Source organism: Moorena sp. SIO3B2, assembly GCF_010692525.1.
Taxonomy (GTDB): Bacteria; Cyanobacteriota; Cyanobacteriia; order Cyanobacteriales; family Coleofasciculaceae; genus Moorena; species Moorena producens.
Map to the genome: position 1 here is coordinate 30,102 of NZ_JAAHHE010000044.1, position 11,786 is coordinate 41,887.

The window sequence follows — 11,786 nt, forward strand, 5'->3', positions numbered from 1 at the left end:
GCAACTAAGGGAGACCAAGAGTGAGTATCAGTTTTTTGGCGCAGTAGAATGGCTAATTGTTCTAGGGTAGCGCCTTGGAAAAGGGCGGCTAAAGATAAATTTTTGCCAAATTCTTTCTCAATGTCAGCCATCAGACGCACTGCTAACAGAGAATGACCACCGAGGTCAAAGAAGTTATCTCGGACTCCGATGGGAGAAACACCGAGAATATCTGACCAAATTTGAGCTAGTTGTAATTCCACCGAGTCCCGGGGAGCAACAAAACTGCTTTCTGGAACCAAACTTGAAGCATCGGGGACAGGTAAACCACGACGATTGACTTTACCGTTAGGAGTCAGGGGCATTGCTTCGAGAAAGACAAAAGCAGCAGGAATCATGTAGTGGGGTAGCTTAGTTTTGAGGAAGGAACGCAAATCATTGATTGTAGTTTTGGCGTCATTGGTAGTTAAATAGGCAACCAGGCGTTTGTCTCCTGGAATGTCCTCGCGGGCAATGACTACAGCTTCTCGCACCTTGGAATGTTGGGCAAGTACTGCTTCAATTTCTCCAAGTTCGATGCGGAAACCTCGAATTTTTACTTGATGATCAATACGTCCAATAAACTCTATATTTCCATCGGGTAAATAACGAGCTAAATCCCCAGTTTTGTAGAGGCGAGAACCGGGTTTATTGCTAAACGGGTTAGGGATAAACTTTTGCTCTGTTAATTCGGGACGGTTGAGATAGCCTCGGGCTAAACCCACGCCACCAATATGGAGTTCTCCGGGTACACCAATGGGTACGGGTTGGAGATGTTTGTCCAGGATATAGATAACGGTGTTGGCAATCGGACGACCGATCGGTGGTTTGTGATTGATGTTGGTACATTCGGCTACAGTTGCAAAAACAGTAGATTCTGTCGGTCCGTAGCCATTGAAAAAGCGCCGACCCACTGACCATTGCTCTACCAACTCTTTGGGACAAGCTTCTCCGCCCACAATAATATTCTCTAAGGTTGGCAGAGTTTGATTGGTCAAAGTGAAGAACGCTGATGGTGATAAAGTGACATGAGTAATGGCTTGCTTTTGTAATAACTCTATTAACTCTGCTCCGGGTCGCAATGATTCAGTCGTTCCCATAAATAGTCGCGCCCCAGAACAAATGCTCATCACAATTTCCCAGATTGAAACATCAAAACTAAAAGACGCAAACTGGAGAATGCGACTGTTTTGCTCGACATCAAAAAGTCTATTGTGAGCGAAAGCTAAATTGCACAATCCTTGATGAGCAACCATAACTCCTTTCGGTTTGCCCGTTGAACCAGATGTATACATCACATAAGCCAAGTTGTTAGGTATTGTTTGATGAACAGGGTTCTGTTGGGATTTTGAGTTAATCCCATTCCAATCTGCATCCAACAATACCACCTGAGCCTGTGTTTCTGGAAGTCGATCACGCAACTTAGATTGTGTTAACAAAACTGGCACCGAGGAATCTTCCAGCATATAGGCAATGCGTTCGGTAGGATAATTAGGGTCTAATGGCACATAAGCCCCACCTGCTTTAAGAATCCCCAATAATCCCACCAGCATCTCCAGAGAACGTTCGACACAGATGCCCACTAATACCTCTGGTCTTACCCTCATATTTTCCAAATAATGCGCCAGTTGATTGGCTTGACAATTTAACTCGTGATAAGTTAATTTTTGCTCTTCAAATACCACCGCCACTGCATCCGGTGTTCTTTCTACTTGTTCCTCAAACAACTGATGAATGCACTTATCCTTGGGATATTCAGCTTGAGTATTATTCCATTCTACCAACAACTGATGACGCTCACTTTCAGTCAACAAAGGTAATTCAGAAATGCTTTGGTTGGGATTGGTAACGATTCCCACGAGCATTGTACTCAAATGGCCGCTCATCCGCTTAATTGTAGTGGCATCAAACAAATCAGTGTTGTATTCAGTCAGAAGAACCATTCCCTCCGATTCTTCCTCTAAGAGATAGAAAGTGATGTCAAACTTAGAAATCTCAGGATCTACGTCAAAGTAAAACGCTTTCCATCCTAACTTGTCTTCCGTTACTAGAGGTGGATCGATGGTAAAAGCCACCTGAAAGATGGGATTTTGGTTGACTTGGTAATCGGGATGAAGGGCTTCTACCACCTTCTGGAACGGCAGATCTTGATGGGAGTAAGCTGATAAACAAACATTCCGGACTCGCTTTAACAGTTCGCAGAAACTAGGGTTGCCGCTGAGGTCACTACGCAAGACTAAAGCATTGAGAAAGTTTCCAATGATTCCTTCTAACTCCGGTCGATCCCGTTGGGAAATAACAGTACCTAGAACAATATCTTCCTGGGTCGAATAGCGATAAAGCAAAACTTTGATTGCTGTGGCGAAGGTCACAAATAAGGTAACACTTTCTTTGCGGCTAAGAGAAATGAGCTTTTCGATTAGGTCAAAGGGCAGTCGGTGACGAAGAAATGAACCGGTAAAAGTGGTTTGGGGAGTGCGAGGACGGTCAGTGGGAAGTTGTAACTGGGGTAAATTTTCTAGTTTTTTCTCCCAGTAGGCAAGCTGATGGGACAGAACTTTTCCCTGTAACCGCTGGCGTTGCCAAACCGCAAAATCGGCATATTGTATGGGTAATTCTGGCAGAGGTGAGGGTAAACCTTGAGAAAATGCCGTATAAATAATTTCTAATTCCTGGATAATATGCACAAATGATTCGGCATCTATAGCACTGTGATGAATAGCGAAGTAGAGCCGATAGTTGTCTGAAGCAAGCTGAATCAGAGTAGCTCGCAGCAAGGGTCCTCGGGTGAGGTCAAATCCTTGGCGAAGCTGTTCGGTGGCAATACGCAGTGCTTCTCTTTCTCTTGCGGTTTCTGACCATTCCCGCAAATCGACTATTGGTAAAGTAAATACAGATGGTGGATGAATTTCCTGGCAAGGTTGACCATTAAGGACTCGATAGGTCGTTCGCAGAATTTCGTGACGGCGGATGAGTTCCGTCAGACTTTCTTCCAAGGCAGTAATATTGATATCTCCACCTAGATGAATGCTCAAGGTTTCGTTGTAGACTGGTTTTTCTGGCGTTAACTGGTTGAGAAACCACAGTTGTTCTTGCCCAAAAGATAAAGGAATGGTTTGCTCTCGTGAAATGGGTTGTAGGGGTGGTCCAATAGTTAATCCCTCTTGCTGAAGAACCTCCTTGGCTAACTCAGCAACTGTGGGAAACTCAAATAAGCAATTCAGGGGTAATTCTACCTGGAAGCGATCGCGCACTAGCCCGATAATTTTGGTGGCTAACAAGGAATGTCCGCCTAATTCAATAAAGTTGTCGTGAACTCCGATGGGAGAAACACCCAGAATCTCTGACCAAATTTGAGCTAGTTGCAGTTCTACCGAATCCCGGGGGGCAACAAAACTGGTTTCATTGGCGATAGTGGAAGCATCGGGGATGGGTAAAGCCCTGCGATCTACTTTGCCGCTAGGTGTTAAGGGAAAAGCTTCCAGAATGATAAACGTTCCGGGCACCATGTAGTCTGGTAACTTTTCAGAAAGAAAGCGGCGCAGTTGACCCGAAGTTGGGATTTGCCCCTGATTTGGACAAACATAAGCGACTAAGCGCTTATTCCCTGGTTGGTCTTCTCGGACAATCACCGCAGTCTGCCGCAGGTTGGGGTGTTGGGCGAGTATTGCTTCAATTTCTCCAAGTTCGATCCGGAAACCTCGAATTTTTACTTGATTATCAATGCGACCGAGATATTCAATATTACCATCGGGTAAATAACGGGCTAAGTCCCCAGTTTTATAAAGGCGAGAACCTGGTTTATTGCTAAACGGGTTAGGGATAAACTTTTGCTCTGTCAATTCGGGGCGGTTGAGATAACCTCGGGCTAGGGAAACTCCCCCGATGTACAACTCACCAGGAATTCCCACAGGTACAGGTTGTGCGAATTGATCTAATATGTAAATCTGAGTGTTAGCAATGGGACGACCAATAGGTGGTAGTGCTGACCAATTCTGAGTAGAACCGGTTAAGGTGAATGCTGTGACTACATGACTTTCTGATGGTCCATAATGATTATGAAGGGAACAATCTTTTAGCTGGGAGAAAAAGCTGGCGATCGCTGGAGTAATTTGCAACTGCTCCCCTGCTGTTATTACTTCTACGAGACTGGTGGGAATCAATCCCAAAGTTTGAGCGGTCTCTGCTAACTGCTGTAAGGCAACAAAAGGAAGAAACAGTCTTTCTATTTGTTTTGCTCTTAACAAATGTAGCAAAGCAACAGGGTCTCGTCGCAGTTCTTCTGAGATTAAGACTAAAGTTCCACCCCCACACCAGGTTGAAAATATTTCCTGAAAGGAGACATCAAAGCTAATTGGTGCAAATTGCAGGGTTTTTGCTCTTGATGAAACTGTCGTGCTTTCTAGTTGCCACAAAATCAGATTGCTCAAGGCAAGGTGCTTCATTGCTACACCTTTAGGCTTACCTGTAGAACCGGAAGTGTAGATTACATAAGCCAAGTTTTCCTCAGAAGCAGTACAGTTGGGATTTAAGTCAGTTTCTTGACTAACTAGATTCCAGTCAGCATCTAAACAAATGATTTGCGCTTTATTTTCCGGTAATCCAGCTACCAAGTTTTTTTGAGTTAATAGTACTGAAGATTGAGAGTTTTCCAGCATATAGGCGATGCGCTCAATCGGATAAGCTGGGTCTATGGGAACATAAGCCCCACCGGCTTTGAGTGTCCCCAATACTCCCACTACCATCTCAAGAGAACGTTCAACACATATCCCCACCAAAACTTCTGCTCCGACTCCCTCCGATTGTAAATAATGTGCTAATTGATTCGCCCGACAATTTAAATCCCGATAGGTTAATTGTCGGTATTCAAACACCACCGCCACTGCATCCGGTGTTTTTTCCACCTGCTCCTCAAACAACTGATGAATGCACTTATTATTGGGATAGTCAACCTGGGTATTATTCCACTCAATTAATAACTGATGACGTTCAGATTCAGTCAACAACGGCATTTTAAAAATGGGCGTTTCTCGATTGGCTACAATCCCCTCTAACAAGGTCAGATAATGCCTCGTCATCCGTTCTATAGTTTCAGGATAAAATAAATCACTATTATAATTCCATCGCACATTCAACTCGTCACCCACTTCAATCATTTCTACAGAGAGGTCATAGGGAGCGCCACGTTGTTCTGCCAGCAGATAAGGCTCAATTTGAAGTAATCCCTCTTGAAACTCTGTATCATACCACTCGATTTTTCCCCAATTAAACATGACAGAATAAACCAGACCATGACGGAAATGACTTTTCAGTTTCAACTGCTTGACAAATTGACTCAAGGGATAATTGTAAGCTTCATGTTTCAGGGCTTGGGAAACCGTCTTAGCGACTTGCAGCAGCAATTCCTTAAAAGTAGTATTACCGTCCAGATTCCCTGGCCTTTGGGCCACGCTACGCGAACGCACAACAACTAAATTTGCAAAATAGCCCGCTACATTTTTAAACTCGTTTTTACCCCGTCGATTTTCCGTGGTAATATTGACAAGAATATCTGTTTGATTTGTGTAGCGATATAACAGCACATAAAAGGCACTCAACGTAACTTGAAACAGACTAATACTATCGGATTGTAGTTGTTTCAGACGCGATACCAATTCTTCATTGAGCTTGAATTCATGGCAATCACTGCGATAAGTAACTACACTGGGGCGCGCTAGATCCGTTGGTAAATCTAAAATTGGCAACTCACCCGCTAATTGTTTTTCCCAAAATTGCCAAAGCTTTTCTCCCCAAGGTGACTTCAGCATTTCTGATTCCCAATTGACAAAATCGGTATAAGCTAAAGGTTCTTTAACTGGAATCCCCCGATATAATTGTTGGAATTCTTTTAAAAATAAATCTTTGGTAAAACTATCACTAGCAATCTGGTGAATCGTAAACAGTTGAACCCATTCGGTTACGGAACGCTGAAATAAATATAATCGGATAATGGGGTCTTTTTCTAAATCATAGAGAACATCTGCACAGGCTAAAATTTCTTTCTTTAACTGTTCTTCACTCCAATCCTTAGCATCAATCACCTGCATCGAAACCTTGATGGTAGGATGAATAATTTGCACAGGTTCGCCTTGATTATCCGTTCCATAAGTGGTTCGTAAAATGCTATGGCGTTCTACGATTTTTTGCCATGTTGCTTTCCAGGCTTCTATATCTAAAGGTGAATTTACTTTGACTGCATTATACTCGTTGTAAGCGGTATTGTCAGGGGCGATTTGGTGGAGCAACCATAAGCATTTTTGCCCCTCTGACATAGGATAAACAGAATTTATTTCTGGATTATATATTAAATCATTATTTTTATTTTGAAGATAATTCATTATTTTAATACCAAATTTTATTACTAGTTTTGTGTAGTAATATAAGCCTTAAATTCAGATCAAGAGGAGTATTAGGCTGACTAGGCGGTGTTATGTAATCAAGTCGGTGTAGGTTATCACAAGTGTAAGCATTCAGCCGTCAGCATTCAGCCGTCAGCTTTGTGGCACAGGCCACAAGCGCTGTGACTTTCGTGACTATTAAACGAATGCTTAGCTGTTGTCTTGATGCAAAGCGCGAGTGGGGGAAACCCCCTGTTCCGAAGCTGCATCGCTTATTCAAAAGCTGTTTGGTGTAGCTTGCCCATAAGCTAATAGCTGTTCGCGAAGCGTGGCCAAAGGCCTTTGGCTGATAGCTGAATGCTTACTCACAAGTACTAAAGTACCTTAGGATGTATTATATACTAAAACACCCCTAGGCGATCCTTTGTACTTTATACATATCTTTTTTTGTAGACTAGGAATTTATACATATCTTTCAGGTCAGCACTGATCATCGGGTTCTCCAAAAGTCCAGATTCTTGTAGTCCAAGCTTTTGCAAAATGCGACGGGAACCCCTGTTATTAATATCTGCAACTCCTACCAGCTCTTGTACACCCTGACTCGCAACAAACCAGGGCACACAGGCCCAGAGGGACTCAGACATCAGACCTTGTCCCCAATAGCACTTGGAAAGTCCATAGCTAAGTATGACTGTTTCATAGGGAATTTGGCTAATGAGAGGGGTTATTAAGCTAGGTGGTGAGTTTTGATCAAAGCCGATAAATCCAATTGGCTTTTTGCCCTGACGTAATCGAAGAACAAAGAAATACCTATACCAAGTAACTTCATGTTTATCACTTTGATAGATGGAGTGGATGTTTACAAGAGGCGAATAGTATTTACCTCTCATCTTCCACATATCTCTCTCTTTTATAAAATCAATGATTTCCGGTTCATACGATGGCAACAAAAGACTAATTTCTAGTCTTTTGGTTTTCAAAAGGGGTTCGGCACTCACCGGCCACCCTAAGATATCTGTAACTGTGAATGTATCCTCAAAAAAATTTATCCCCTCCGAATTCCTAAAAGCTATATTTACACTAAAGTAATCAGGCGCTTGAAAGTCAATCTGTAGTTCTTCGAGACTTGCTCCTGCTCCGGCTATTTCAAAACACCGAAACCGGAGTAACCCCATAAACCTGTCTGCGAATAGTGAAAGTTGAAATGGCTCAAGGAACTGTTTGAACTCACAGATTAGCAAATGATGTGAGTCAAGATGCTGCTTCCAATTTGACCGCTCAATCCGCCTTAAAAATGACCGCTGACTCAAGAGGGTATCTTCCGCCATGGCTTCCTGCTTTTTCGCTTTTTACCAATTCATTCTTCATTCTACCTTTTGCTGAGTCATCCTGCGTTTCTTGTACTGAGATTTGGGACGTTTCTAATTTTATCTAAATCGATAATTCCCATCTCTAGCATCCTTGTTGGCGACGGATAATAGAATGGCCCAGCACAATACATTGCTCCATTTGGACCAGAATCCTCAGACGGAATGTACAGAGATCCACAATCATCTCGTGAAATGTCAGGAGGGCATGTAAATGGGACACGCAGCTCTACTCCGGCGAACTGCTCATTAAAGGCTTTAATGAGATCATCAGAATATCCCGGAGCAAATTCGGCTGCTCCTCCTTCCCTTAACTGTTGGTAGTAAAATTGCTCTTGTATGGAATACATACTTGTTGCCAATACACCTTGTGCAATATCATCTATTTCTTTAACACCGTTTACCTCAATTTTGGGAGCAGGAATCCCTACTTGGACAAATGTATAATTTTCTTGATTTCTAAATTCACAAAAACCCATTTCCAGATAGAATGCCTTTGCATAGCGATCAAGATCAAACCCCGTTGTTCCTTGCCACGGTATATCTCGATAAACAGATCCATGAACAATAGCTTCTCCAGGAGATGGCCATGCAACTCGGCAAAGCTCCAATCCCATCAACCTCATTTTGGCATCTCCAATTGTAGTATTAGCCATCATCATCCAGGTCGGCAAGTTAAGTTCTCCCTTTCTTCGGACTCCTGCTTTAGCCGGTTGGACAACAGATATTTTATGAGAACTTGGCATATACGCAGCCGCTGCTGCCATATACTCAGCAGGCCTATATGGACTAACACGAAGCCTTTCTGTTGAACCTGCCTGATAATAGGGACCGAAAATATCTAGGTTGATTTCATCAGTATCAGTATGACCAACATAAGTTTGATCATCAATTAACCCTTGAGCCATAGCCCAAATGAAGCCAGCTAAAAGGGTAGTACCTTTGCCTCTCAAGTAAACATTTCTATTCTTTGGCAAAAAACCCTCTTCTCGTAAGGCATCAGTATCAATGTGTTCTAGAACTTGCCGCTGATCAATAACAATATCACTATGTGGTGCTGCTGCTGTCAATGTCTGATGATCTGGACTTACAACGAGAACACGACCTTTTGGAAGCAACTTTTGATGGTGTGTAGCAACGTGAGCAATCGTCTCTCTTTCGATAAATGCAGGAAGCAACCAAAGTCTATTGTGATCACTAGGATTAAGAAAATCACGTGCTGCTTCAACAATAGACCGAGCATCTGGATCATCTAAATCAACATTTCCTGCATTAAAGTAGAATGCATTGTTCAACTGAATATCAAGTTGTTCACGAAAATCATGACTGGCACTAAAATTAGCCTCACGCAAACGCTCTCCCTCCTGAACAACTGTGCTAGAGGCAGTTAAGGATTGAAGTTGATCTCCTAGTCTTGGTCTTGTTTTAAGAGCTTGGTTCGCAGTGTCTAGTTTCTTGACGAGATCTGGAATATCAACAATCTCACCATTTCTTAAATGTTCAGGTAAGAAGTCTAATTCAATATTACTAGACTGCAACTGATAATTACTGCTCTGCATTTTTACCTCAGGGTTACAGTTTTATATTGGAAATACTTGGTTTTTACATTTTGAGTATGCTAAACAAACAATCCCATAGTTTTATTGAGTAATCTAATTGGATAGAGTGAAAAATATATTCGTTAATCCTGATAATAAGTAATATTATTCAGCTTTCCCTCTGCCTTGTCAATTTTCATGCTCTCCGCCGGTAGGTACTTCTGACGAGAGCGTTGGAACCTTACCTCCAGCTTGGGAACCAATTCATTTTTGATGCCATCGAGTACAAAGCGATTTACCAGTAGCTTGTTACCAATCGACTGCCGGAACACATACAAGTGTCCTATACCTGAAACTAACTGCACTGGAGCAACGGCAGACTCAATTGTTTCGGCTACTTCACCATAGCGCGATCGCAACAACTGATTACCATCTTTATCGGTGAACTCCCCCTGCTCATGATCTAATACGGATTGATCTAGCACAGAGCGGTCTAGAGGAAGCAGCTTCCAAGGTTCAAAACTAAGGGGGTCCTGATTATCCTGGAGTGCTGTATCCTCAAAGCCACTGCGCTTAACTGTGTAGTAAATCTTCCCGTCAGCTGTGGTTCCAAAAACTAGGATTTTGCCCTCGTGGGCAATGCTGTTAACGTGAGCAAATTTTTGACCCTGTAGATGCACTTCCCTTTTCTCCTTTAGGAGTTTGAGCTGAGTTGATTTGCTAAAGCAATCACCAGAATTACTTCTACCATCTGGAGAGTGTTTTGCTATCCTTTTGTAACAAAAAAATTAAATAAAATTACAATTGTTTACAGTTATCACAAATTGACTGCATAAATTGTGAATTTGTTTGCAATCCTTTACACTTATCTGGGAATATAAAAGTCAACCTAATTCCACACTAGTAACAGCAAAAACCTTGTACCCATCAATATTAGGGGGTTCTGCTGTATACATGGCTATACATTCAAACATAGGGTTCATTTGATAATTTTCAAATAAGATAATAGCCGATTTATTAAGATTAGGTACGTCTACATATATAGGACTTCCTTCAGCATAAGTAGCTAAGGCTAAGAATAACTTTTCTGCTATGTCTTCATTTTCTGCAAATATAGGACCGATTTTAAAGCCATCTGTAGCTTTTCTAATTACTCCATAGCCTGCCAACTCACCATCGTTAAGGATAGCGTAACCTTGCCCATGAGGTTGGTTAATCCATCTCGAAAGAAAATGAGAACGATGACTAGGAAAATATCGCCGATCATAACGACAAAGTTGCTCAAAATCAATAGACTTTAAATCCCTGACATCTGGCGAAATTGTGCCGACAATTATTCCTTGATAACGGAAATTAGAATGAGCAGGTTTGAAACCAAATTTTTGATAATTATTAACTTGTTCTAAGACAGCATAAAGAGCAGCAGGCTGCCCAGAAATTAAATTCAATGCTTCTTGCCATGTTTTTAAACCAAATCCCTTTTTTCGTTCTTCCGGTTTAACAATATAAAGACCAATAAAATTAAATTGAGGTTCATATCGCACTACAGAAATAGAACTAATCGGTTTTCCATTTAATTCTCCAATTAAAAATCCCCCAGGATCAGCAATATAATAATTATCAGCATCATCAATACCTGGATTCCACCCCTCAGATACTGCCCAGCTTAAGGCAATTTTAATATCATCTTTGGTCATAGGACGAACTTGAAAATTATCTTCTGGTGTAATAGTCATTTGTTTGCTCGTGTTTTAAATCTTGTAAGCGCCACTGTAAATGGCATAGTCAATACTCAATTTTGGTATTTAGACAAAACCTGTCAATCTTGACTTGAACTATAACGCTAATTTAATTGGACTAGGTTCAAAACATGGATGCAGAAACCGTTCAAAATCAAGATGTAAATAGTCAAGCACATCTTCGACTTTATCCGCAACAATATGCGCCACCCCAAAAAAGGGACTAATTGTCGGATCGCTTGGTAAATAGTTGAGTAGTCTATTTCCAAAAATCTTGCGGAATGATTCCTGATCAATAAGATATTGTTCTGGAGTATAATGGGGTGGCAAACTACCAATAATAAAGGCATAAATCTTAGAAGTATCTACATTGGCTAGTAGGGAATTCCAATCAGGAGATTCATCGGTAAAAAAAAGCTCATAGGGATTGAAACCAAAAGCATACTCTACAGTGTCAGGTAGAGCAACTTCTCCAAAGCGCAAGGGATTTAATTCAATAGGGAAGAGAGTTCCATTACTAGATAGTCTAAACTCAAAATGAAACGGAAAACGGCGTAGATCAAGCTTAGCTCCAATATAGTTCATCACTGCCATGGTGGGCTCTATTGTTTTAGCTACTACTTGTTTCGATGTATAGTATAATGTGTCACTTACATCGGAGTTTGAGAGGAAAGGATGCTGATAAATACCAGTGATTATGGTTTTACCATTTTTGTCCCAGAAACCATCGCAGGCAAACTCTTCGCC

At 41.7% G+C, this 11,786-nt stretch carries 6 protein-coding genes; all 6 read right to left on the reverse strand.

Annotated features, from left to right (window positions below):
- Positions 1–6,395: non-ribosomal peptide synthetase (locus tag F6K38_RS13330; protein ID WP_287356709.1), on the reverse strand; the 6,395-nt coding region annotated here is incomplete at its 3' end.
- Between the two features lie 431 nt (positions 6,396–6,826).
- On the reverse strand, positions 6,827–7,723 hold the full coding sequence (locus F6K38_RS13335; protein WP_287294181.1) for a GNAT family N-acetyltransferase: 897 nt from the start codon (positions 7,721–7,723) through the stop codon (positions 6,827–6,829).
- A 56-nt stretch (positions 7,724–7,779) separates the two neighbouring features.
- Positions 7,780–9,321 carry a hypothetical protein gene (locus F6K38_RS13340; RefSeq protein WP_287294183.1) on the reverse strand — a complete coding sequence of 514 codons (1,542 nt, stop codon included), beginning with the start codon at positions 9,319–9,321 and terminating at the stop codon, positions 7,780–7,782.
- Between the two features lie 122 nt (positions 9,322–9,443).
- Positions 9,444–9,980, reverse strand: coding sequence for a hypothetical protein (locus F6K38_RS13345; protein WP_287294185.1), 537 nt, complete (start codon positions 9,978–9,980; stop codon positions 9,444–9,446).
- A 204-nt stretch (positions 9,981–10,184) separates the two neighbouring features.
- Complete coding sequence (locus F6K38_RS13350; protein ID WP_287356711.1) at positions 10,185–11,036, reverse strand: GNAT family N-acetyltransferase; 852 nt, start codon at positions 11,034–11,036, stop codon at positions 10,185–10,187.
- 99 nt (positions 11,037–11,135) lie between these two features.
- The coding region (locus tag F6K38_RS13355) for an ATP-grasp domain-containing protein (protein ID WP_287356713.1) at positions 11,136–11,786 on the reverse strand (651 nt) is incomplete at its 5' end.